At 69.4% G+C, this 22,765-nt stretch carries 16 protein-coding genes and 1 tRNA gene; 9 read left to right on the top strand and 8 right to left on the bottom strand.

From position 1 onward, the window contains the following. Positions 1-51: 51 nt before the first annotated feature. Entirely contained in the window at positions 52-2,679 is a 2,628-nt protein-coding gene (gene alaS, locus FHT37_RS12065; protein WP_091734155.1) for an alanine--tRNA ligase, read from the bottom strand. Positions 2,680-2,922: 243 nt separating this feature from the next. Between alaS and FHT37_RS12060 the strand changes: the two genes are divergently transcribed. After that, positions 2,923-4,401 carry an NAD-dependent succinate-semialdehyde dehydrogenase gene (locus FHT37_RS12060; protein ID WP_183481581.1) on the top strand — a complete coding sequence of 493 codons (1,479 nt, stop codon included), beginning with the start codon at positions 2,923-2,925 and terminating at the stop codon, positions 4,399-4,401. 104 nt (positions 4,402-4,505) lie between these two features. On the opposite strand, the gene FHT37_RS12055 is transcribed toward FHT37_RS12060, so the two are convergent. Together FHT37_RS12055 and FHT37_RS12050 are read right to left on the bottom strand one after the other, a co-directional pair. After that, positions 4,506-6,185: a chitinase gene (locus FHT37_RS12055; protein ID WP_183481073.1), complete on the bottom strand. Its 1,680-nt coding sequence runs from the start codon at positions 6,183-6,185 to the stop codon at positions 4,506-4,508. Positions 6,186-6,331: 146 nt separating this feature from the next. Then, complete coding sequence (locus tag FHT37_RS12050; RefSeq protein WP_183481070.1) at positions 6,332-7,231, bottom strand: LysR substrate-binding domain-containing protein; 900 nt, start codon at positions 7,229-7,231, stop codon at positions 6,332-6,334. A 167-nt stretch (positions 7,232-7,398) separates the two neighbouring features. Here FHT37_RS12050 and FHT37_RS12045 point away from each other — a divergent pair, with 167 nt between their 5' ends. From FHT37_RS12045 to FHT37_RS12015, 7 genes are all read left to right on the top strand, one after another. Then, on the top strand, positions 7,399-8,607 hold the full coding sequence (locus FHT37_RS12045; RefSeq protein ID WP_091734149.1) for an MFS transporter: 1,209 nt from the start codon (positions 7,399-7,401) through the stop codon (positions 8,605-8,607). Positions 8,608-8,688: 81 nt separating this feature from the next. Next, complete coding sequence (dkgB, locus tag FHT37_RS12040) at positions 8,689-9,483, top strand: 2,5-didehydrogluconate reductase DkgB (protein ID WP_091734147.1); 795 nt, start codon at positions 8,689-8,691, stop codon at positions 9,481-9,483. Positions 9,484-9,587: 104 nt separating this feature from the next. After that, positions 9,588-10,163 carry a TetR/AcrR family transcriptional regulator gene (locus FHT37_RS12035; protein ID WP_091734146.1) on the top strand — a complete coding sequence of 192 codons (576 nt, stop codon included), beginning with the start codon at positions 9,588-9,590 and terminating at the stop codon, positions 10,161-10,163. A 73-nt stretch (positions 10,164-10,236) separates the two neighbouring features. Further along, positions 10,237-10,974, top strand: a complete 738-nt coding sequence (locus FHT37_RS12030) for an SDR family NAD(P)-dependent oxidoreductase (protein ID WP_183481067.1) — start codon at positions 10,237-10,239, stop codon at positions 10,972-10,974. A 47-nt stretch (positions 10,975-11,021) separates the two neighbouring features. Beyond that, positions 11,022-11,096, top strand: a tRNA-Gly gene (locus FHT37_RS12025). Positions 11,097-11,320: 224 nt separating this feature from the next. Next, the gene (locus FHT37_RS12020) at positions 11,321-12,523 is read left to right on the top strand and encodes an MFS transporter (protein WP_183481064.1); all 1,203 of its coding nucleotides are present in this window, start codon (positions 11,321-11,323) and stop codon (positions 12,521-12,523) included. A 30-nt stretch (positions 12,524-12,553) separates the two neighbouring features. Next, positions 12,554-13,471 (top strand): aspartyl/asparaginyl beta-hydroxylase domain-containing protein, encoded by a 918-nt coding sequence (locus FHT37_RS12015; RefSeq protein ID WP_091734142.1) that lies wholly within the window; start codon positions 12,554-12,556, stop codon positions 13,469-13,471. Between the two features lie 66 nt (positions 13,472-13,537). Here the strand turns inward: FHT37_RS12015 and FHT37_RS12010 are convergent, their stop codons facing one another. Next, entirely contained in the window at positions 13,538-14,401 is an 864-nt protein-coding gene (locus FHT37_RS12010; RefSeq protein WP_183481061.1) for a dioxygenase, read from the bottom strand. Between the two features lie 237 nt (positions 14,402-14,638). On the opposite strand from FHT37_RS12010, the gene FHT37_RS12005 reads away from it, so the two are divergent. Then, a complete protein-coding gene (locus FHT37_RS12005; protein ID WP_183481058.1) occupies positions 14,639-17,143 on the top strand; it encodes an ABC transporter permease in 2,505 nt (834 codons plus the stop codon). A 7-nt stretch (positions 17,144-17,150) separates the two neighbouring features. On the opposite strand, the gene FHT37_RS12000 is transcribed toward FHT37_RS12005, so the two are convergent. The 4 genes from FHT37_RS12000 to FHT37_RS11985 form a co-directional block, all read right to left on the bottom strand. Next, positions 17,151-18,305 carry a right-handed parallel beta-helix repeat-containing protein gene (locus FHT37_RS12000; protein WP_183481055.1) on the bottom strand — a complete coding sequence of 385 codons (1,155 nt, stop codon included), beginning with the start codon at positions 18,303-18,305 and terminating at the stop codon, positions 17,151-17,153. 135 nt (positions 18,306-18,440) lie between these two features. Further along, the gene (folD, locus tag FHT37_RS11995) at positions 18,441-19,298 is read right to left on the bottom strand and encodes a bifunctional methylenetetrahydrofolate dehydrogenase/methenyltetrahydrofolate cyclohydrolase FolD (RefSeq protein ID WP_183481051.1); all 858 of its coding nucleotides are present in this window, start codon (positions 19,296-19,298) and stop codon (positions 18,441-18,443) included. A 128-nt stretch (positions 19,299-19,426) separates the two neighbouring features. Beyond that, positions 19,427-20,062, bottom strand: coding sequence for a response regulator transcription factor (locus FHT37_RS11990; protein WP_091734133.1), 636 nt, complete (start codon positions 20,060-20,062; stop codon positions 19,427-19,429). Beyond that, complete coding sequence (locus tag FHT37_RS11985; RefSeq protein WP_091734130.1) at positions 20,059-22,656, bottom strand: PAS domain S-box protein; 2,598 nt, start codon at positions 22,654-22,656, stop codon at positions 20,059-20,061. The genes FHT37_RS11990 and FHT37_RS11985 overlap by 4 nt, the downstream gene beginning before the upstream one ends. Positions 22,657-22,765 lie beyond the last annotated feature (109 nt).

Genomic DNA, 22,765 nt, shown 5'->3' with positions numbered 1-22,765 from the left:
GGCCGGGCGGTTCGATGACCGCCGCCACCCGGAGTCTGTGCCGCTTGTGTGTCAGACGCGTTCGCCGACCCAGGCCTGCACGCTGGCCAGCGCGGCGGGCAGCCCCTTGGCATCGGTGCCACCGGCCATGGCCAGGTCCGGCTTGCCGCCGCCCTTGCCGCCGACCTGCTGGGCGACGAAGTTCACCAGCTCGCCGGCCTTGACCTTGCCGATCGAATCGGCCGTCACGCCGGCCGCCAGCTGCACCTTGTCGCCATCGACGGCGGCCAGCACGATCGCGGCGGTCTTGAGCTTGTCCTTGAGCTTGTCCATGGTCTCGCGCAGCGTCTTGGCGTCGGCGCCGACCAGCGTGGCCGCCAGCACCTTCAGGCCCTTGACGTCGACGGCCTGTGACAGCAGCTCGTCGCCTTGCGCGGAGGCGAGCTTGCTCTTGGCGGCGGCCAGTTCCTTCTCCAGCGCGCGGACCTGCTCCAGCACGGCATGCACGCGTGGCTCGAGTTCGGCCGGTGCGGCCTTGAGCGTGCCGGCCACGGCCTGCACCGTCGACTCCAGCGATTGCAGGTAGTGCAGCGCGTTGTCGCCGGTCACCGCCTCGACGCGACGGATGCCGGCAGCGACGCCGCTCTCCGCGACGATCTTGAACAGGCCGATGTCACCGGTGCGATGCACGTGGGTGCCGCCGCACAGTTCCTTCGACGAACCGATGCTCAGCACGCGCACGGTCTCGCCGTACTTCTCGCCGAACAGCATCATCGCGCCGCTCTTCTGCGCGTCGTCCAGCGCCATGACGCTGGCGTCGGTGTCGGCGTTGGCCAGGATCTCGGCATTGACGATGGCCTCGACCTTGCGGATTTCCTCGGCCGTCATTGGCGCGGTGTGCGCGAAGTCGAAGCGGGTGCGCTCGGCATTGACCAGCGAGCCCTTCTGCTGGACGTGCGCGCCCAGCACCTCGCGCAGCGCCTTGTGCATCAGGTGGGTCGCGCTGTGGTTGCGGACGGTCTTGGCGCGACGTTCGGTGTCGACCTTGGCGACGAAGCTGTCGCCGACCTTGACCGAGCCCTCGACGACCTGGGCATGGTGACCGAACACGTCGGCCTGGATCTTCAGCGTGTCGTCGACGACCAGGCGGGTGCTCGCGTTGCGCAGCTCGCCGGCGTCGCCGACCTGGCCGCCGCTCTCGGCATAGAAGGGGGTGTGGTCCAGCACGACGACGACGTCGTCGCCGGCATCGGCGCTCTGCACCGCGGAGCCGTCGACGTACAGCGCGACGACCTTGGCGTCCTCGCGCGTGAGGTGCTCATAGCCGTGGAAGGTCGTGGCCGCGCCGGTGTAGGCCAGGCCCTGCGCCATCTTGAACTTGCCGGCCTGGCGGCCGCGGTCCTTCTGCTCCTCGAGCAGGCGGTTGAAGCCAGCCTCGTCGACGGTCACGCCGCGCTCGCGGCAGACGTCGGCGGTCAGGTCCACCGGGAAGCCGTAGGTGTCGTGCAGCTTGAAGGCGGTCTCGCCGTCGACCTGCTTCGCGCCGCCGGCCAGCGCCGATTCCAGCAGTTCCATGCCGGTGGCGATGGTCTTGAAGAAGCGCTCCTCTTCCTGCTTCAGCACCTCGGTGACGCGGGCCTCGTCGCGGCGCAGTTCGGGGTAGGCGTCGCCCATCTCCCTGGCCAGCGCGGCCACCAGCTTGTGGAAGAACGGGGTGCGAGCGCCCAGCTTGTAGCCGTGGCGGATCGCCCGGCGGGCGATGCGGCGCAGCACGTAGCCGCGGCCGGCATTGCCCGGGATCACGCCGTCGACGACGGTGAAGGAGCAGGCCCGGATGTGGTCGGCGATGACCTTCAGCGACGGCGAGTCCTTGTCGCAGTCCCCCGCGCCGGCGCCGTCGACGGCCTGCTTGGCCGCGGCCAGCAGGTTGACGAACAGGTCGATCTCATAGTTCGAGTGCACATGCTGCAGCACCGCGGCCAGACGCTCCAGGCCCATGCCGGTGTCGACGCTGGGCTTGGGGAGCTTGTGCATCACGCCGTCTTCAGTCCGGTTGAACTGCATGAAGACGTTGTTCCAGATCTCGATGTAACGGTCGCCGTCCTCCTCGGCGGAGCCCGGGGGGCCGCCGGCCACGTCGGGGCCGTGGTCGTAGAAGATTTCGGTGCAGGGGCCGCAGGGACCGGTGTCGCCCATCATCCAGAAGTTGTCGGACATGTAGCGGCCGCCCTTGTTGTCGCCGATGCGCACGATGCGCTCGGCGGGCACGCCGACGACCTTGTTCCAGATCTCGTAGGCTTCGTCGTCCTCGGAATAGACGGTGACCCACAGCTTCTCGGCCGGCAGCTTGAAGTGTTGGGTCAGCAGTTCCCAGGCATAGGCGATCGCATCCTTCTTGAAGTAGTCGCCGAAGCTGAAGTTGCCCAGCATCTCGAAGAAGGTGTGGTGGCGCGCGGTGTAGCCGACGTTGTCCAGGTCGTTGTGCTTGCCGCCGGCGCGGATGCACTTCTGCGCGGTCGTGGCACGGGTGTAGGCGCGCTTGTCGAAGCCCAGGAACACGTCCTTGAACTGGTTCATGCCCGCGTTGGTGAACAGCAGCGTCGGGTCGTCGCCGGGCACGACCGGGCTCGACGCGACGATCTGGTGGCCCTTGGATTCGAAGAACTTCAGGAAGGTGTTGCGGATCTCAGCGGCTTTCATGCCTGTCCTTTGCTTGATGGGCCTGGCGGTGCGGTGTGGCGCAGACGTCGCTGCGACATGAATCAGTTTGTGTCTTCGCGGGTGCGCGGTTTGCCGGAGAACGGGGCCAAACGCTTGATTTCGCGAAGCTTTCGATTATAGGGAGCCGAGCCCGTTGACGCGGCGTTGACATGGCGGCCGGCATGGCGCGGCTAGGATGCCGGCCTTCCCCGGACAGAGACACGGAGCACGGACATGGCGACGATGGACCCCAAGACCTCCCCGCTGGCACAGCTCAAGGATCCGAGCCTGCTCAAGACCGACGCGCTGATCAACGGCGAATGGGTCGGCGGCGCGAGCCGCTTCGACGTCGATGATCCGGCCACCGGCGCGCTGCTGACGCATGTGGCCAACCTCGGAGCGTCGGAGGCCGACGCGACGATCACCGCCGCGAACGCCGCCTGGCCGGCCTGGCGGTCGAAGACGGCCAAGGAGCGCGCGGCCATCCTGATGCGCTGGTACCACCTGCTGATCCAGCATGCCGACGACCTGGCGCGCATCCTGACGGCCGAGCAGGGCAAGCCGCTGGCCGAGGCGCGTGGCGAGATCGTCTACGGCGCGAGCTTCGTCGAATGGTTCGCCGAAGAGGCCAAGCGCGTGCGCGGCGAAGTGGTGCCGACCACCGACGCGTCCAAGCGCACCCTGGTCATCAAGCAGCCGGTGGGCGTGTGCGCCGCCATCACGCCGTGGAACTTCCCGCTGGCGATGATCACCCGCAAGGTCGCGCCGGCGCTGGCGGCCGGTTGCCCGGTGGTGATCAAGCCGGCCGAGCAGACGCCGTTGACCGCGCTGGCCGCGGCCGAACTGGCGCAGCGCGCCGGCATGCCGGCCGGGGTGCTGAACGTGGTCACCGGCGACGGCGAGCACTCGATCGCCATCGGCCGGGTGCTGTGCGAGAGCGAGGTGGTGCGGCACCTCTCGTTCACCGGCTCCACCGAGGTCGGCCGGATCCTGATGGCGCAGTGCGCACCGACGATCAAGAAGCTGTCGCTGGAGCTGGGCGGCAACGCGCCCTTCCTGGTCTTCGACGATGCGGACCTGGACAGCGCCGTCGAGGGCGCGATCGCCAGCAAGTACCGCAACGCCGGTCAGACCTGCGTCTGCGCGAACCGGCTGTACGTGCAGGCCGGGGTCTACGACGCCTTTGTCGCGAAGCTGGCGGAGAAGGTGGGTGGCTTGAAGGTGGGCAACGGCTTCGAGCCCGGCGTGACGCAGGGGCCGCTGATCGAGGACGCCGCCATCGAGAAGGTCGAGCGCCATCTCGCCGACGCCGTGGCCAAGGGCGCCAAGGTGCTGGTGGGCGGCGCACGGCTGCACGACCGCTTCTTCCAGCCGACGGTGCTGTCCGAGGCGACGTCCGAGATGCTGTGCGCGCGCGAGGAGACCTTCGGGCCGGTGGCGCCGGTGTTCCGCTTCACCACCGAGGCCGAGGGCATCGCGATGGCCAACGCCACCGAGTTCGGGCTGGCGAGCTACTTCTTCAGCCGTGACATCGGCCGCATCTACCGCGTGGCGGAGGGTCTGGAATCCGGGATGGTGGGCATCAACACGGGGCTGATCTCGTCGGCGGAGGTGCCGTTCGGTGGCGTCAAGCAGTCGGGGCTGGGGCGCGAGGGCGGGCACCAGGGCATCGACGAGTACGTCGAGACCAAATACCTGTGCATCGGCGACATCAATCGTTGATGTGGCCGGCGGCGCGTCGTTGCCGACGCGCCGCCGGTGCGGTCGCCGTTCCGCGTTCAGCGGATCAACGGATCAGCGGATCAGCGGATCAGCGGACCGGCAGGTCAGCGCGAGCCGGCGCTCGTCACCGCGGGGCCGACATAGGTCCAGTACGTGTTGGCGCTGGACGTCGTCGGGAAGTACCAGTAGCGGCCGTCGGACCCCGTGGCGCGGAGCTCGTAGACCTCCATCGGCAGGCCCGGCTTGTGCGGGTTCAGGTAGCGGAAGCGGTCGCCGATCGCCGCCTTGCGATCATTGGCCCCCCAGGACTGGAGCGCGGCGATCCGGCCGTTGGCGGCCAGCGCCTCGTTCTTGTCCGTGCCCAGGTAGACCCAGAAGCGGTTGTTGGTCTTGTCGGTCGGGAAGTACCAGTAGCGGCCGTCGCTGCCCAGGCCCTGCAAGCTGAAGTACTCGGTCTGGCGGGTGTAGGGATTCTGGTACTCGTAGACGGTGTCCAGCGTGCCCTTGCGGTCGTTGCTGCCCCAGGTCTGGACGCGGTCATCGACGATGGTGGCGTCGGGGAAGTGGTGCTTGACGCAGGCCACGTAGTCCCCGGCCGTCAGCGCCGAGTGCGGCGTCTGGTAGCCGACCAGCTTGCAGGCGTAGCTGCGACCTTCCGGGTTCGTGGGAACCCAGCGATAGTCCTGCTCCCAGTAGATCGGGGTGGCGCCGGCGCCGCCTTCGTCGAACTGCTTCATGCCCTTGCAGCCGAGCACTTCATCGGCGGGGACCGCCACCTTGAAGTGGGCGGCGAACGCGCGGTAGTAGCTGATCCGGTTCAGCGATTGCGCGACCTCCACCGAGCCGCCGCATTCGACGCCGCCGTTGATGATCTGCGTGGTCACGCCGAAGCCGGGCTTGAGGCCGTTCTCCAGGTCGCGCGCATTGGGCTGCCAGGTGCCGTCGACGACGAACAGCATCGGCGGCTTGGGCGGCTGCGGGTACATGTAGAAGAAGACCGCGCTGGCCAGGTTCAGCCAGGTGTCGGCGACCAGTTCCGGCTTGTCCAGCAGCGGGCGCACGGACCCGAACATCGCCAGCGAGAACGGACCGTAGTTGTAGTTGTAGGACAGCTGCTTGGCGCCGCGGCCGAAGTAGCTCTTGTAGTCGCCATTGGCGAAGGTGCCGCAGGGCCAGGTCTTGCCTTGCCAGGTGGCGGGGTTGCACTCGCCGTTGTAGCCGCCGCGCATGTCCTCGGTCCAGCCCATCTCGCGCACCCAGCGCAGGCCCTGGCGCCATTCGGGTTCGGGACGGTAGCTCTCGTGCGCCCCGGTTTCCTGCGCGAAGTGGGCGAACATCGTCGCCAGGGTCTTGCGGCAGATGGCGTCGGCATCCCGGCCGTCGGCATAGTCGCCGCAGACTGCCGGGAACTTGCCGATCGCGCGCAGGAAGCCGCCATAGGTGTACTCGGGCGCGCGCAGCGGGAACAGATAGTCCCAGTCGGCGCTGGACATCAGGCGCTCGACGCGCCGGACGTTGGCGGGGTTCGCGCTGCGATTGGGGACGATCGCTTCGACCTGCTCGTTGGGCAGCGTGGCGATCGCCCGCTTGATCGCCGTCATGAGCGGACCGTTGGTGAGGCGCGCTTCGTCGGCGAGCAAGGCCGACTGCTTCAGCACGTGGCCGCCGGTGGCGCCATCCGCCGCGGTGGCCGGACCCGCGCCGACCAGGAGGGCGGAAGTGGCAAGGAACGGCGGCACGATCGACCGCGCGAGGAGAGGGAGACGGGGGAAGGAGAGCGTCATGGCTCGGCTCCGTAGTGAGGGAGCCGAGATGCTCGCGGCGCAAGCGGCCGCAGACTATTCCGCCCATCTGCGTCTGTCGGCGAGGGCTATCGCACGGAGAGGTGGGCCACAGCCTCTCCAGGGGAGGGCGGCCCGCCACGCGCGCTTCAGGCGCCCTGCAACACGGCCATGCGCTCGGCCAGGTAGTCGAGGAAGCAACTGATGCGGGAGGCCAGCGCCGTGTTGCGGTAATAGACCGCGTGCACCGGTTGGCGGGTGTCGACGGTGTGCGGCGCCAGCACCTGCACCAGCGTCCCGTCGGCGCGGTCCTGCGCCGTCATGAAGTCCGAGAGCGTCACCAGCCCCTGGCCGGCGAGGGCGAGCTGGCGCAGGGTCTCGCCGCTGGACGCGCTGAGCGTGGCGTTGATCGGATATCCCTCGCCGCCGGACCAGCGCAGGGGCCAGGTGTTGAGGCTCTCCGGCGCGGTGAAGCCGAGCAGCCAATGCCCGCTCAACTGCTCGACCTTGGTGGGCCGGCCGTGCGCCGCCAGATAGGCCGGACTGGCGAGCACGCGCAGCCGGAAACTGCCCAGCGGCCGCGCATGCAGCGAGGAATCCGCCAGCGTGCCGATGCGCAGCGCGACATCGGTGCGCTGCTCCAGCAGGTCGATGATCTGGTCGCTGCTGTTGAGCTCGAGCTCGATCTGCGGGAAGCGTTCGCGAAAGCCGCCAATCAGCGGCACCAGCACATGCAGCATGAAGGGCGAGGCGGCATTGATGCGCAGCCGCCCGGCCGGCTGGTCGCGGCGCAGGGCGAGCTGCTCCTCCGCCTCCTCGACCGAGGCCAGCACCTTGCGGGCGCGGGCCAGGAAGAACTGGCCCTCCTCGGTCAGTTCCAGGCGGCGCGTCGAGCGTCGCATCAGCGTCGTGCCCAGCTTCTGCTCAAGCCGGCTCAGCGCCCGGCTGACGGCCGAGACCGCCTGCCCGAGCTGCTCCGCAGCCGCGCTGATCGAGCCGGCATCCACGATGGCGGCGAGGACGGCGAGTTCGTCGAGGGTGCTCTTCATGGGCGGGCGCTCCTGTCCAAGGTCGGGCCCGAGGCGGGCCGCGCCCCGGGGTCACGGCATCATATTTGCGACCGATGCAAAAATCATTTGGATGTTCGAGGCTTTTTCTGCAAGGGATGAATGCGCACACTGGCGCCCATCGTCCCCTCACCGCAGGAGTCCTCCTCATGCCGATCGCCCTCTGGGCGCTGACCGTCAGCGCCTTCGCCATCGGGACCACGGAATTCGTCATCGTGGGCCTGATCCCGACCATGGCCGCCGACCTCGGCGTCAGCCTTCCCTCCGCGGGCCTGCTGGTCTCGCTCTACGCGCTGGGCGTGGCCATCGGTGCGCCGGTGCTCACCGCGCTGTCGGGCCGCTGGCCGCGCAAGCAGCTGCTGCTGGCGCTGATGCTGCTGTTCACCGCCGGCAACCTGCTGGCATGGCTGGCGCCCGGTTACGGCGCGCTGGTCGTCGCGCGCGTGCTGACCGGCCTGGCGCACGGCGTGTTCTTCTCGATCGGCTCGACCATCGCCACCAGCCTGGTGCCCCGTGAGAAGGCGGCCAGCGCCATCGCCACGATGTTCTCGGGATTGACCGTCGCGCTGGTCACGGGCGTGCCGCTGGGCACCTTCGTCGGCCAGCATTTCGGCTGGCGCGCCACCTTCCTGGCCGTCGCCGCGCTGGGCCTGGTCGCCTTCGTCGCCAGCCTGGTCTTCGTGCCGCGTCAACTGGCCCAGCCCGCGCCGGCCCGCCTGCTGCAGCAGCTCGAGCCGCTGCGCCAGCCGCGCCTGCTGCTCGTCTATGCGATGACGGCCGTCGGCTACGGCGGTTCGTTCATCGCCTTCACCTACCTCGCGCCGATCCTGCAGCAGGTCAGCGGCATCTCGGCCAACGGTGTCAGCCTGGTGCTGCTCGTGTATGGCGTGTCGGTGGCCTTCGGCAATGTCTGGGGCGGCAGGCTCGCCGACCGGCGCGGCCCGGTGGGCGCGCTCAAGCGCATCTTCCTCGGCCTGGCCGTGGTGCTGGTCGTGCTCAGCGTCACCGTGCACTCGCCGATCGCCGCGGTGCTGACCGTGCTGGCCTGGGGCGCCTTCGCCTTCGGCAACGTGCCGGGCCTGCAGCTCTACGTCGTCCAGCAGGCCGAGGCCCATGCGCCGAAGGCGGTGGACGTCGCCTCGGGCCTGAACATCGCCGCGTTCAACCTCGGCATCGCCGGTGGCGCCTGGGGCGGCGGCCTGATCGTCGACCGGCTCGGGCTGCTGCACACGCCGTGGATCGGCGCGATCGTGGTGCTCGGCGCCTTCGCGCTGACGGTGCTGGCCGGCCGCCTGGACCGCCGCTTCCCGCTGCCGCGACGCGCGCCGGGCGCCGGTCCGGTCGTCGTCGGACATTGAACGCGACCGCCCGCCGCCGCCCTTCCTGTTCCTCCCCGATTTCTCCCTTCTGGAGTTCCCATGACCCCCTCCACACGCCCCATGCCCGCCCTCGGTCTCGGCACTTTCCGCCTGAAGGACCAGACCGTCATCGACGCCGTCAGGAGCGGCCTGTCGCTCGGCTATCGCCACATCGACACCGCTCAGATCTACGGCAACGAGGCCGAGGTCGGCCAGGCGATCGCCGAGAGCGGCGTGCCGCGCGCCGAGCTCTTCGTCACGACCAAGATCTGGACCGAATCGCTGGCTGGTGACCGCCTGGTCCCGAGCCTGCGCGAGAGCCTGGCCAGGCTCCGCCTGGACGCCATCGACCTGACGCTGATCCACTGGCCGTCGCCCGGCGGCGCGGTGCCGCTCAAGGAGACGCTGCAAGCGCTGCTCGACGCGCGACGCCAGGGCCTGACGCACGCGATCGGCCTGTCCAACTTCACCGTCGCGCAGATGCGCGAGGCGATCGAACTTGTCGGCGTCGCGGCGCTGGCCACCAACCAGGTCGAGTGCCATCCCTTCCTGCAGAACCGCGCGGTGGCCGATTTCGCGCGGGCGCAGGGCCTGCACTTGACGGCCTACATGCCGCTGGCCTACGGCAAGGTCATGGCCGACCCGGTGCTGCAGGACATCGCCGCCAAACACGGCACCACGCCGGCGCAGGTCTCCCTGGCCTGGCTGCTGCAGCAGGGCTTCGCGGTGATTCCGTCCTCCACCCGACCGGCCAACCAGGCGGCCAACCTGCAGGCCTTGTCGCTGCGGCTGGACGATGCCGACATGGAACGCATCGCCACCCTGGACCGCGGCGAGCGCCTGGCCAATCCGGACTTCGCGCCCACCTGGGACTGAGCGGCGCGGCAAGGTGGCGCGAATCGCGGCGGCGGACCGCGTCGCGCTTCCCGCCAATCCCCTTTATCTGGAACGGCCATTCCAGAATCGCTACAGTCCGCCGCATGGCCCGACCCAAGCAATTCGATCCCGAGCTCGCGCTGGACGCCGCGGTGGCGCTGTTCCGCGAGCATGGCTACGCGGGCACGTCCGCCGAGATGCTCACCACCGCAATGGGCATCGGCAAGCAGAGCCTCTACAACACCTATGGCGGCAAGTGGCCGCTGTACTGCGCGGCGCTGCGCCGGTATGCCGACGACGAGACCGGCGAGCACCTGCGCGAACTCAAGGCCGGCAAGACCGGACTCGATGGCCTGGAGCGGATGCTCAAGCGCGTCGCGGCGACGGCCCACCGGCCCTGCCTGGGCGTGAGCTCGGTCCAGGAGTTCGGCACCGACAGCGAAGGCAGCGCCGAACTGATCGAGGTCCGCGCGCCGGCTGGCCAGGCCTTGCAGGCGGCGCTGCTCGAGCGGGTCCGCGCGGCGCAGGCCGATGGCGAGCTGTCGGCGGCGCTCGACCCGCGCCAGGCGGTGAGTTTCCTGTTTGCCCAGATCGCGGCGCTGCGGCTGGCCGCGCGCGGCGGCGCGGGCGAAGCCGAACTGCGCGCCCTGGCGCGACTTGCCTTGCGGGCTCTGAAGTGAGCCCGTTTTTTTTGCTTGATTGTGGAACGACTGTTCCAGTAAACGATCCGAGGATCAAAGGAAGGAAGCAGCGATGACGACATCACCCCGGACGCGCCGCGTGGCGCTGGTTTTCGGCGGCTCGCGCGGGATCGGCGCGGGCATCGCGCAGCGGCTGGCCAGCGATGGCTTCGACGTCGCGCTGACCTATGTGTCGCGGCCGGACGCGGCGGAGGCGGTGGTTGCCGCGATCGAGGCCGCCGGCGGGCGAGGGCTGGCGATCCCGGCCGACAGCGCCGATCCGGCGGCGCTGCGCACGGCGGTCGAGCGCGCGGTCGAGCGCCTGGGGCCGCTGGACGCGGCCGTGGTCAATGCCGGCGTCTTGCGCCATGGCACCGTCGACGCGGTGTCGCTGGAGGACCTGGACCTGTCGCTGAACGTCAACGTGCGGGGCGTCTTCCTCGCGATCCAGGCGGCGGTGGCGCAGATGCGCGAGGGCGGGCGCGTGATCACGATCGGCAGCAACACGGCGATCCGCACCGGCACGCCCGGCTCCAGCGTCTACGCGATGACCAAGGCGGCGGTCGCGTCGATGGCCCAGAACCTGGCGCTGGACCTGGCGCCGCGGGGCATCACGATCAACAACGTCCAGCCGGGGCCCGTGGAGACCGACATGACCGCGCCGTTCGCCGATTACCTGAAGGACAAGCTGCCGATGGGCCGCATGGGCCGGCCAGGCGAGATCGGCGCGCTGGTGTCCTTCCTCGCGGGGCCCGAGTCGGGCTACATGACCGGCACGAGCCTGACCATCGACGGCGGGTACATGCTGTGAGGCCTGGGTCGGCGCCTCGCCGGCTTGGGCCATAATCCGCTCCTACCGCGGGCGTCGTATAACGGCTATTACCTTGGCTTCCCAAGCCAATGACGAGGGTTCGACTCCCTTCGCCCGCTCCACCCACGCGCGCCGGTCGTCTCGCGGTGCTGGGTCTCCTCCCTTGGGGTTCCCCTGGTTCCCTGGCCCGCCCGGGCTATTCCCCCCCGATTTCCCCATTCCAGCGGTCGCGATGCGGCCGCTCCCCGCTTTCGGGGCGCTCTCCAGAACCCCTGCGCCGTCCCGGCGATCGATTCATGTTGCAATGCTGAACGTTTTCTGAACGTTTTCTTTCAGCCGTTCCGACATGTCCGCCGCCTCACCGATCGCCTCGCCCGAGTTTTCCGACGATCCCCTGCCCAGTGCCCATACCGGCTGGGCGCTGCTCGCGCTGGCGATCGGCGGCTTCGCGATCGGCACCACCGAATTCGCGGCGATGAGCCTGGTGCCGTTCTTCGCGCCCGACCTGGGCATCGACATCCCCGCCGCCGGACACGTGATCAGCGCCTATGCCTTGGGCGTGGTCGTCGGCGCGCCGCTGCTGGCGGTGCTCGGCGCCAAGGTCCCGCGCCGCGCGCTGCTGATCCTGCTGATGCTGGCCTTCGCCGTCGGCAACGGGCTCAGCGCGCTGGCGCCGGGGTATCACGCGATGCTGCTGTTCCGCTTCCTGAGCGGGCTGCCGCATGGCGCCTATTTCGGCGTCGGCGCGCTGGTCGCGGCGTCGATGGTGGCGCCGCAGCGCCGCGCCCAGGCGGTGAGCCTGATGATGCTCGGCCTCACCGTGGCCACCATCGTCGGCGTGCCGCTGGCCAACGCGCTGGGGCAGTGGGCGGGCTGGCGCTGGGGCTTCGGCGTGGTGACGCTGCTGGCACTGCTGACGGCGGCCCTGGTCGCGATGCATGCGCCGAAGGACCGCGTCCAGCCCGGCGCCAGCGCGATGCGCGAGCTCGGCGCGCTCGGCCGCCGCCAGGTCTGGTTGACGCTGGGCATCGCGACGATCGGCTTCGGCGGCATGTTCGCCGTCTACACCTACCTGGGCTCGACGCTGCTCGAGGTCACCCGCGCCGGCCCCCGCCTGCTGCCAGTGGTGCTGAGCGTGTTCGGCATGGGGATGACGGCCGGCACGCTTGGCGCCGCCTGGGCCGCCGACCGCGCGCTGATGCCCACCGTCGGCGGGCTGCTGCTGTGGAGCGCCGCGTCGCTGGCGCTGTACCCCTTCGCCGCCGGCCACTTGTGGACGCTGCTGCCGGTGGTCTTCCTGATCGGTTGCGGCGGCGGGCTGGGCACGGTGCTGCAGACGCGGCTGATGGATGTCGCCGGCGACGCGCAGACGCTGGCCGCGGCGCTCAACCATTCCGCCTTCAACGCGGCCAATGCGCTGGGCCCCTGGCTGGGCGGGCTGGCGATCGCCGCGGGCCACGGCTGGACCTCCACCGGATGGGTGGGCGTCGCCCTGGCCTTCGGGGGAATGGCCTTCTGGGCGGCGTCGCTGGCGCTCGATCGCCGATAATCCGCCGCTTGTCTTCAGGAGTTCCGACACATGGCCGACTGGCTGCCGCCCACGCGTTACTGGGTGCTGGCGATCTTCATCGCCTCGGCGCTGTACGCCCATTTCCGCGGCCGCGTCCGCTTCAAGCTGGCCCGCGCGCTCACCGACTTCACCGTGCTGATCTCGCCGATCAACGCGGTCATGTACCTGTTCTCCCGCGCCCCCGCCACGCCCTACCTGAACACGGCCGAGTTCCCCGAGCTCAAGCTGCTGCGCGACAACTGGCAGGTGATCCGCGAGGAAGCCCTCAAGCTCAACGACGAGGGCTTCATCAAGGCCGCGTCCGGCTACAACGACATCGGCTTCAACTCGTTCTTCAAGACCGGCTGGAAGCGCTTCTACCTGAAGTGGTATGACCGGGACATGGCCTCGGCCAACGCGCTGTGCCCCCGCACGGTCGAGCTGCTCAAGCAGATCCCCGGCGTGAAGGCGGCGATGTTCGCGTCGCTGCCGCCGGGCGCGAAGCTGGTGCGTCACCGCGACCCCTACGCGGGCTCGCTGCGCTACCACCTGGGCCTGACCACGCCCAACGACCCGGGCTGCTACATCGAGGTCGACGGCCAGCGCTACCACTGGAAGGACGGCGAGGACGTGATGTTCGACGAGACCTTCATCCACTACGCCGAGAACACCACGACGCATCAGCGCGTGATCCTGTTCTGCGACGTGGAGCGCCCGGTCCACTTCGCGCCGATCCGCTGGCTCAACCGCGCCTTCGGCAAGCTGGTGATGACCTCGGCGGCGACGCAGAACCTGGAGAGCGAGCCCATCGGCGGCCTCAACAAGTTCTTCTATCACGCGTACAAGGTGCGCCTGTTCTTCAAGGCGTTCAAGGCGAGATCCCGCCTCGGCTACTACATCGTCAAGTGGGCGCTGATCCTCGGGATCCTCGCGGCGATCTTCCTCTGATCGCCGACGTGGTGTCCCTGATGAACAACGGCCCTGCGGGGCCGTTGTCGTTGGTGGGTCGGCGGATCAGGAGGCCGTGGCGGGCGCATCGGCATTCGCCACCGCGTCCTGGAGCGCGCCGGCCTGCGGCCCGAACGCATAGGCATCCATGCCGAGGCAGCCGAAGGTGACGCCCTCGTGGATCCGCAGCGGGGCGTGGTCGCGACCGCCGGCACCGGCAGCGACGTACCAGGGCAGCAGGTGCTCGTCGGTCGGGTGCATCAGCGTCGCATGGGGCGCCTGCGTCCGGTAGGCCGCGAGCGCCGGCCAGTCCCGGGCCGCCGAGCGCTCCGCGAACCAGCGCCGGAAGGCGGCCGATTCCGGCATCTCCGGCACGCCGTCGCCAGCGGCGGTCCCGGTGACCGCGGAGCGCATCAGCAGCCTCAGGTTGTGCGTGATGCTGCCGGTCCCCAGGACCAGCACCCCGTCCGCGCCCAGGCCCTGCAGTTGCTCGCCGAGCGCCATCAGCTGCGCCGGCGACGCGTGCGGCGTCAGCGTCAACGGGATCACCGGCACGTCCGCCGCGGGGATCAGGTAGCGCAGCGCGGTCCAGATGCCGTGGTCCAGGCCGCCGTGCTCGACGACGGGCAAGGCCAGCGTCTGGCCGAGCCGCTCGGCCAGCGCCGGATCGCCGGGCGCGTCATAACGCAGCGCGGACAGCGCCGGGGGAAAACCGCCGAAGTCGTAGACCGCCTCGTGCCGTGGCGCGCCGAGCAGCAGCGCCGCGCGCGCGGTGGTGTGCGCGGAGATCGCGAGCACCGCACGCGGCCGGCCCCAGCTGGCGGCGAGCGTCCGGCCAAGATGTTGCAGGAAGGCGCCGGTCTCGCCGGGTTCCAGCGCGATCATCGGCGAGCCGTGCGAGACGAACAGGGAAGGGAAGGGCAGCGTCATGGGCTCATTGAACGCCCGCCGCCCGGCCGCATCGTCAAAACCGGTTGCACGGACTGTTCAAGCCGATTGCATGGCCGTCTCCCCGCGGCAGCAGGCGGGCATGCGGTTCGCTACAGTCCGCGCATGAGCGCGCACCCGTCTTCCCCTTCCGCCGACCCAACCGGCCCCGCTGGAGCTTCCACGGCCCGGCCCGCCGCCGACCCGGCCGGCCGGCGTCCGCCGTCCCTGTGGCGTCAGATGTCCCTGCAGACCTGGCGCGATGCGCGCGCCGGCGAATTGCACCTGCTGATCCTGGCCCTGATGCTGGCGGTGGCCGCCGTGTGCGCGGTGGCCTTCCTGTCGGACCGACTGGACCAGGGCCTGCGACGCGACGCCGCCCAACTGCTCGGCGGTGACGCGGTGGTCGCGAGCGACCAGCCGACGCCCGCCGCGGTGCGGCAGCTGGCCGATCGCCTGAACCTGCGCAGCGTCGAGACGCTGAACTTCCCGAGCATGGCGCGCGCCGGCGAGGACCAGGGCGGCGGCAGCCGCCTGGTGGCGGTCAAGGCCGTCGGGGCGCGCTACCCGCTGCGTGGGGCGCTGAGCTTGAAGGACGGTCGTCAGGTCGGTGCGCCGGCCGCCGGCACGGTCTGGGTCGACGCGGGCGTGTTGAGCGCGCTGGGCCTGAAGGTCGGCGATCCGCTGCTGCTGGGCGACGCGACGCTCACCATCGCTGGCGAGATCGCCAATGAGCCCGACCGGGGCGCCGGTTTCCTCAACTTCGCGCCGCGGGTGATGCTGGCGCAGTCGGACCTCGCCGCCACCGCGCTGATCCAGCCGGCGAGCCGGGTCACCTACCGCTTCGCGGTGATCGGCCAGGGGCAGGAACCGGGCAGCGCGGTGCAGCAGTTCACCACGCAGACCCGCCAGCAGATGAAGGATGGCCAGTGGCGCGGCGTGAGGCTGGAGTCGCTGGAGACCGGCCGGCCCGAGATGCGCCAGACACTGGACCGCGCGACCAAGTTCCTGAACCTGGTGGCGCTGCTGGCCGCCTTGCTGGCGGCGATCGCCGTCGCGCTGGCGGCGCGCGAGTTCGCCAACCGCCACCTCGACGACTGCGCCATGCTGCGCGTGCTCGGCCAGCCGCAGCGGCGCCTGGCCTGGGTCTTCACGCTGGAGTTCGCCACGGTCGGGCTGGTCGCCAGTGCGATCGGCGTGCTGCTCGGCTTCCTGCTGCATTACGGCTTCATCGCGCTGCTGGCCGGCCTGATCTCCGTCGACCTGCCCGCGCCCGGCGCCTGGCCGGTGCTGCTGGGGCTGGGCATGGGCATGAGCCTGCTGCTGGGCTTCGGCCTGCCGCCGGTGTTGCAGCTGTCGGCCGTGCCGCCGCTGCGGGTGATCCGGCGCGAACTGGGGCGTCCGAAGATGGGCTCCATCGCCGTGCTGCTGGCCGGCGTGATGGGCTTCGCGGCGGTGCTCACCGCGCTGTCGGCCGATTGGCGCCTGGGGCTGGTCGCGACCGGCGGCTTCGCCGTCGCGCTGGGATGCTTCGCGCTGCTGGCCTATGGCGCGGTGCTGGCGCTGCGGCGCCTGGTGCCGCAGGCCGGCGCGCCGCGCTGGCTGCTGCTGGCGACGCGGCAGGTGGCCGCCCGGCCCGCCTTCGCGGTGCTGCAGGTCGGCTCGCTGTCGCTGGGGCTGCTGGCGCTGGCGCTGCTGGTGCTGATGCGCACCGACCTGATCGAGAGCTGGCGCGCCGCGACGCCGGTGAACGCGCCGGACCGCTTCGTCATCAACATCCAGCCGGACCAGGGCGCGGGTTTCCGCGGCGAGCTCGAACGGGCCGGCGTCAAGGACTACGACTGGTACCCGATGATCCGCGGCCGCCTGGTCGCGATCAACGGCGAGGCGGTGCAGGCCAGCCGCTTCACCGAGGAACGCGCGCAGCGCCTGGTCGAGCGCGAGTTCAACCTCAGCCACAGCGCCGAACTGCCGTCGCACAACCAGATCTCCGGCGGCAAGTGGACCGCCGAGGAGCAGGGCGGCGTGAGCGTCGAGCAGGGCCTGGCGGACCAACTGGGGCTCAAGCTCGGCGACACGCTGCGCTTCGACATCGCCGGCGTGCCGGTCGATTCGCGGATCACCTCGCTGCGCAAGGTGGACTGGGGCTCGATGCGGGTCAACTTCTTCGTGCTGTACCCGCATGCGGCCATGCCGGAGCTGCCGGTCAGCTTCATTTCCGCCTACCGGTCGCCGCAGGGCGAGGGCGGCGCCGCGGCGCTCGATCGCAAGCTGGTCAACGCCTTCCCCAACCTGACGCTGATCGATGTCTCGGCTGAACTGCACCAGGTCCAGCAGGTGCTGGAGCAGGTGATCATGGCCGTGCAGCTGCTGTTCGCGGTCGCGCTGGCGCTGGGCGTGGTGGTGCTGCTGGTGGCGGCGGTGGGTTCACGGGACGCGCGCACGCGCGAGTTCGCGTTGATGCGGGCCTTCGGCGCGTCCAGTGCGCTGATGGCGGCGGTGCAGCGCGCGGAGCTGCTGGGGCTGGGCGCGCTCGCCGGCCTGCTCGCGGGTCTCGCGGCGCAGGCGCTGGGCTGGGCGCTGACGCATTACGCCTTCGAGTTCGAATGGCAGTTCAAGCCCTGGGTGCTGATCGGCACGACGATCGGCGGCGCGGTGCTGGCCCAGCTCGCGGGCTGGTGGGCGCTGCGCGGCGTGCTGCAGCGCCCGGTGGTGCAGACGCTGCGCGAGGCCGACACCAACTGATCGGCGCTCAGGGAAGCACGGGCTGCTGCATGGCCTCGCAATTCACCCGGGTCGTGCGGCCGGCGATGGTCAGGCGGCACTCTCCCGCCGGATGGCTGCTATAGAGGGCCGGGGTCTGGAAGCGGTTCCAATGATGGATCTGCTCGACGTCGGGAATCGAGCCCGCCACGCCGGCGACCGCGGTCTGTGATCCCACCACCCATCCCTGCGTGAAGAGGTTGCCGACCACGGTGATCGGCCCCTCCTTGGGCACGCCCCGGATCAGGACGCTGGATCGGTTCGAGGTGCCGAAGCGGCCGTAGTCGAAGACATTGCCGGTGATCTCGACGGATTGCCCGCCAGCGCCGGTCGACCCGGCGTGCATGTCGAACTGGTGATACGCGCCCCTGCCGCCGCCGTTGAGGACCAGGTTGTCCCGGGCCTGGTAGCGCTCGCCGGGCTCTCCGCTGCCGGCAATCGCGTGACGATTGGCGTTGAAGACGTTGCAGTGAATGTCCGCCTGGGCGTGGCCATTCTGGACCACGACGCCATAACCCAGCTGTGAGCGAAGGTTGTCGTGGATGTGGTTGTGGTGAATCCGGTTGTCGACGGATTGCTTGACGCTGACCGCCGCCCAGGGCCAGTGGTAGAGCTCGTTGTTGTCGATCTCGACGCCTTGCGTGCCGGGAAGCAGCTGGATGCCGATGGTGCTGTTGGTGGAGGTGGCCTCTCCCGACGGCCCTTCGATGCGCAGGCCGGAGATGCGCGCGCCGCTTTCAACCACGATGACGGGATAGTTGCGCGCGGCGGCGTCGACCCAGCGGGTGCGCAACAGTCCGCCGGGGCGGCCCTCGAGGCCGCGGTCGCCGAAGAGCGTCTGCCCGGCGCGCAGCCACAGCGCGGAGGATTGATTGGGCAGATCGATGGTCGCGTCGCTCGGCACATGGATGTGGCGGGCACCGCTGTCGACGGCGGCCTTGAGCGAGGCGAAGTCGCGGGCCACCACATGTCCCGGCATCTGTTCGGCGCGAAGCGCGGCGCTGTAGCCGCGCCCGCCGCCGAGCACATCACAGTTCTGGGCCAGCGAGAGGCCGTGGACCAGTCCTAGTGCGAGCAGCACGGGGACCGATGCGGCGCAACGCCGGATGGTGGAACGGGAAGGAAGCTTGAATGTGGAGCGCATGGTTCGCTTTCTGCACTTGAAGGGGAGCGCAGTGTGCGAACCGACCTCACTTCCGTCAGTCGCTCCAAACCATCTTCAAAGTCGGCCGACCGACCTCTTTGAGCTGGTCTATTCCCTATAGCGAAAGAGCCTCAGTCAGCGCTGTGCGGCGGCGCGCTCGGCCGATTCGATGGTGTTGACCAGCAGCATCGTGATCGTCATCGGTCCGACGCCGCCCGGCACCGGCGTGATCCAGCCGGCGACTTCCTTGACGCCGTCGAAGTCCACGTCGCCGCAGAGCTTGCCTTCCTCGGTGCGGTTCATGCCCACGTCCAGGACCACCGCGCCCGGCTTGACCATGTCCGCGGTCAGCACGTTGCGCTTGCCCACCGCCGCCACGACGATGTCGGCCTGGCGGGTGAAGTGCGCCAGGTCCGGCGTCGCGCTGTGGCACACCGTCACCGTCGCGTTGGCCTGCAGCAGCAGCATCGCCATCGGCTTGCCGACGATGTTGCTGCGGCCGATCACGACCGCATGCTTGCCCTTCGGGTCATAGCCGATGAACTCCAGCATCTTCATGCAGCCGTAGGGCGTGCAGGGCTTGAAGCCGTCCTGGCCCACCATCAGCGCGCCGGCGCTGGCGACGTGGAAGCCGTCGACGTCCTTCTCCGGCGCGATCGCCTCAATGACCTTGTGCGCGTCGATGCCCTTGGGCAGCGGCAGCTGCACCAGGATGCCGTGGATGGCCGGATCGTTGTTCAGCGCATCGACCCGCGCCAGCAGCTCCGCCTCGGTCATCGTGTCGGCGTACTTCTCCAGCACCGAATGCATGCCGGCGTCCTCGCAGGCCTTGACCTTGTTGCGCACGTAGACCTGGCTCGCGGGGTTCTCGCCGACCAGCACCACCGCCAGGCCGGGCTTGACGCCCTTGGCGGTCAGCGCGGCGGCGCGCGTCGCCACCTCGGCGCGCAGTTGCTTGGACAGCGCGTTGCCGTCGATCAGTTGAGCAGTCATGGTCGGTACTCCGGAATCAGAAAAGCGCAAGGGCAGAGGATCGCTCTGCCCGGGGAATGCAAAAGGCTGAATGCAAAAGGCCGAATGCAAAAGGCCGCTTCGCAGCGGCCTTCGGATGGGACGTCGGATCAGCCCGCCTTGGCGGCCGCCGTGTTCGCGCCGAGCGCGATCTTCAGCAGATCGGCCACGGTGTTGGCGTTGAGCTTCTCCATGATGTTGGCGCGGTGCGCCTCCACCGTCTTGATGCTGATGCCCAGGTCGTCGGCGATCTGCTTGTTCAGGCGGCCGGCGACGATGCGCTCCAGCACCTGCGCCTCGCGCGTCGTCAGGCGCGACAGCAGGGCGTCGCGGCTGGCCGCTTCCTGCTGCGTCGCGAAGGCGCCGCGCGCCTGGTCCAGCATGCGCTCCACCAGCGACAGTAGCTCTTCTTCCTTGAACGGCTTCTCGATGAAGTCGACCGCGCCCTTCTTCATCGTCTGCACCGCCATCGGCACGTCGCCGTGGCCGGTGATGAACACGATGGGCAGCGGGCTCTTGCGCTCGATCAGCTTGTCCTGCAGCTCCAGGCCGCTCATGCCTTCCATGCGGATGTCGGCGATCAGGCAGGCCACTTCGCGCGGGTCGTAGCGGCTCAGGAAGCTCTCGGCGGAGTCGTAGCACTTGACCCGGTAGTCCTTGCCTTCCAGCAGCCACTGCAAGGAATCTCGCACGGCCTCGTCATCGTCGACGACGTAGACATTACCCTTCTTCGGAATCAAGCTCATGGTGTTGCTGCGGTGTTGTGAGCAGTGCCCGTCCCCGGGTCGCCGCTCTTGTCGAGCGGAGCCAGCTGGGGCTCCGGACGCGGAATGTCCACGGGGATCGTGAACGCGAACCGGCACCCGACGATGGACGGGCCATTGTAGAGGTTCTCGGCGCGGATCCGACCCTGGTGGGACTCGATGATGGACCGGCATAACCCTAGGCCGATGCCCAATCCATCGGCCTTCGTGGAGAAGAAGGCCTCGTACATGCGCTCGATGACCTCGACCGGCAGGCCCGGTCCCATGTCGGTCACCGAGAACTCGATGTTGGCGCCGAGCTCGGCGGTGTGCTTGGGCACGACGCGCAGCTCGATGTGGCGGCGCGAGGGCGGTAGCGCCGCGTTGTCGATGGCCTCGGCGGCGTTCTTGAGCAGGTTCAGCAGCACCTGCTCGATCAGGATGGGATCGACCCGCATCACTGGCAGCCGCTGCGCGACGTAGGTGTGGATCTGCACGTTGCGCCGCCGCAGCTCGATGCCGGCGAGCTCGACCGCGTCCTCCACGATCGAGGCCGCGAACGCCGGCTGGCGCTGCGGCTCGCTCTTCTTCACGAAGGCGCGGATGCGGTGGATGATCTGGCCCGCGCGCTGCGCCTGCTTGGCCGTCTTCTCCAGCGCGACGATCAGGTCGTCCTTCTGGATGTTGTCGTTGCGCACCCGCGAGACCATGCCGTTGCAGTAGTTGGTGATCGCGGTCAGCGGCTGGTTGAGCTCATGCGCGACGCTCGAGGCCATCTCGCCCATCGTGATCAGGCGGCTGGTGACCTGCGCCTTCTCGGCCTGCTGCTGCTGCTGGGCCTCGGCATGGCGGCGCGCGGTGATGTCGGTGGCGATCAGCATCTGCGCCAGGCGGCCGTCGGTCCACTGCAGGTAGCGGGCGCGGACGTCGAACCACATGTCGAGCTGCGCGATGAAGACCTCGCGCGAATCGCCGCCGACCTCGGTCAGGTGCTGCGCCGGCAGGCCGCCGTAGTCGTCGACGTCCTCGTCGGTCTCGAAGTTGGTTTCCTTGGTGCTGGTCGCGCCGGCCAGCTGCGAGCCCGCGAGCATCGCGTGCCCCTTGGGATCGGCGCCGAACCAGAGGCGGTAGCTGCGGTTGGCGAAGAGCAGCTCGCCCTGCTGCACCGACAGCACCGACACCGCCGCGTCCAGGCCTTCCAGCACCGTGGTGAAGCGCTCGTGCGACGCGGACAGCTGGTCGCGCACCCGCTTGGCCTCGGTGATGTTGGTCATCGAGGTCATCCAGCCGTTCTGCTTGCCCTTGGGGTCGATCAGCGGCGAGACATACATGCGGGCGTCGAAGATGCTGCCGTCCTTGCGCATCACCTTGACCTCGGAGCCGCCGGCGGGGCTGCGGCCCTGCATCTCCTGCTGCAGCAGGCGCAGGTTTTCCTCGTAGCGGTCGGGCGGCCAGTAGGGGAAGGGCGGCTTGCGGCCGATCAGCTCCGACTCGGCGAAGCCGGTCATCGCGCAGAAGGCCGGGTTGACGTAGCTGATGCGCGTCTCCAGGTCCATGGCGCGCATGCCGGTCAGCATGGAGTTCTCCATCGCGCGCCGGAAGTTGGTCTCGGCGGCGAGCGCGTTCTGCACCTGCGCGCGCCGGCGCATGTGCTTCCAGGTGCCCAGCAGCATCCAGACGGTCAGCACCGACAGCGCCATCACCATCCAGAACAGCGTGTTGGAGATCAGCCCGATCGAGGTCCGGTAGCCCTGGCCGCGCAGCACCAGCCCGGGGGCCGGCGCCATCGGCACCTCGTAGTAGATCGGCGCGCGCGTGATGCGCTTGCCCGGCATCGGCGTCACCGTGCTGGCGACGACCTGCTCGCGCGGATCGAGCACCGCCACCGCGTGACGCGAAGTCAGCTCGTTGGGCACCGAATAGCGCAGCAGGCCCTCCACCGCGTACTCGGCGATCAGCACGCCGGCGAAACCGGCGCGGTCGCTCAGCGGCAGCTGCAGCTGGAAGACGGTGGTGTTGTTGGCGTCGGCGAAGGAGGCCGAGTAAACCCGGGTGCGTCGGTCGCGGGCGCCCTGGAAGGCGCGCTCGGGCTCGCTGTTGGCATGGCCGTTGGGCATCGACGGGTCGCTGCCGTCCAGCGTCATCAGCGAGTCGGCCTGCTCGCCGATCGCCGCCACGCTGACGCGGCGCTCGCGGCGCGCGTTCAGCCAGGTGATGTGGGTGATCTCGGGGCGGTTGCGGGCGATCGCCATCGCGCGCTGCGTGAATTCGAGGTTGTCGATCGCGCGGTTGGCCAGGTCGCGCTGCAGCGGGATCAGGAAGTCCTCGTTCTCGATCAGGCGCGAGCGGATCTGCTGCTGCGCCATCTCGGTGTCGCGCTTGACGGCCTCGGCCTCGCGCTCGATCTCCTCGTTGCGCAGGTACCAGAAGGCCGAGACGATCGCCGCCAGGAACAGCACCACCGACAGCAGCGGGCCCAGCGTCGCGAAGCGGTCCTGCCGCGACGGCGACTGCCGCCGCCACCACGCCGAGACCAGGCGTTTGAGAGGGTTCAGGGCACGGCGCGCAAAGCCTTGGACATCGAGGCGGGACAACATGGGCGCGATTATCCCGGCGCCTTTGGTGCGACCCGGCTCCGGCGGCCCCGGGCATTCCCGATCCGGGCATTCCCGGATCGCATCGTGAAAGACATCCATCACGAAACCC

The sequence above is a fragment of the Mitsuaria sp. BK037 genome (genome assembly GCF_014193045.1).
In the GTDB taxonomy this organism is placed as follows: Bacteria; Pseudomonadota; Gammaproteobacteria; order Burkholderiales; family Burkholderiaceae_C; genus Roseateles.
The sequence above is the reverse complement of the archived record's forward strand: the minus strand, read 5'-3'. Positions and strand labels throughout refer to the sequence as shown.

Coding starts and splice junctions, on each gene's coding strand:
- alaS (WP_091734155.1), bottom strand. CDS start 2,679: ATGAAAGCCGCTGAGATCCGCAACACCTTCCTGAAGTTCTTCGAATCC.
- FHT37_RS12060 (WP_183481581.1), top strand. CDS start 2,923: ATGGACCCCAAGACCTCCCCGCTGGCACAGCTCAAGGATCCGAGCCTG.
- FHT37_RS12055 (WP_183481073.1), bottom strand. CDS start 6,185: ATGACGCTCTCCTTCCCCCGTCTCCCTCTCCTCGCGCGGTCGATCGTG.
- FHT37_RS12050 (WP_183481070.1), bottom strand. CDS start 7,231: ATGAAGAGCACCCTCGACGAACTCGCCGTCCTCGCCGCCATCGTGGAT.
- FHT37_RS12045 (WP_091734149.1), top strand. CDS start 7,399: ATGCCGATCGCCCTCTGGGCGCTGACCGTCAGCGCCTTCGCCATCGGG.
- dkgB (WP_091734147.1), top strand. CDS start 8,689: ATGCCCGCCCTCGGTCTCGGCACTTTCCGCCTGAAGGACCAGACCGTC.
- FHT37_RS12035 (WP_091734146.1), top strand. CDS start 9,588: ATGGCCCGACCCAAGCAATTCGATCCCGAGCTCGCGCTGGACGCCGCG.
- FHT37_RS12030 (WP_183481067.1), top strand. CDS start 10,237: ATGACGACATCACCCCGGACGCGCCGCGTGGCGCTGGTTTTCGGCGGC.
- FHT37_RS12020 (WP_183481064.1), top strand. CDS start 11,321: ATGTCCGCCGCCTCACCGATCGCCTCGCCCGAGTTTTCCGACGATCCC.
- FHT37_RS12015 (WP_091734142.1), top strand. CDS start 12,554: ATGGCCGACTGGCTGCCGCCCACGCGTTACTGGGTGCTGGCGATCTTC.
- FHT37_RS12010 (WP_183481061.1), bottom strand. CDS start 14,401: ATGACGCTGCCCTTCCCTTCCCTGTTCGTCTCGCACGGCTCGCCGATG.
- FHT37_RS12005 (WP_183481058.1), top strand. CDS start 14,639: ATGTCCCTGCAGACCTGGCGCGATGCGCGCGCCGGCGAATTGCACCTG.
- FHT37_RS12000 (WP_183481055.1), bottom strand. CDS start 18,305: ATGCGCTCCACATTCAAGCTTCCTTCCCGTTCCACCATCCGGCGTTGC.
- folD (WP_183481051.1), bottom strand. CDS start 19,298: ATGACTGCTCAACTGATCGACGGCAACGCGCTGTCCAAGCAACTGCGC.
- FHT37_RS11990 (WP_091734133.1), bottom strand. CDS start 20,062: ATGAGCTTGATTCCGAAGAAGGGTAATGTCTACGTCGTCGACGATGAC.
- FHT37_RS11985 (WP_091734130.1), bottom strand. CDS start 22,656: ATGTTGTCCCGCCTCGATGTCCAAGGCTTTGCGCGCCGTGCCCTGAAC.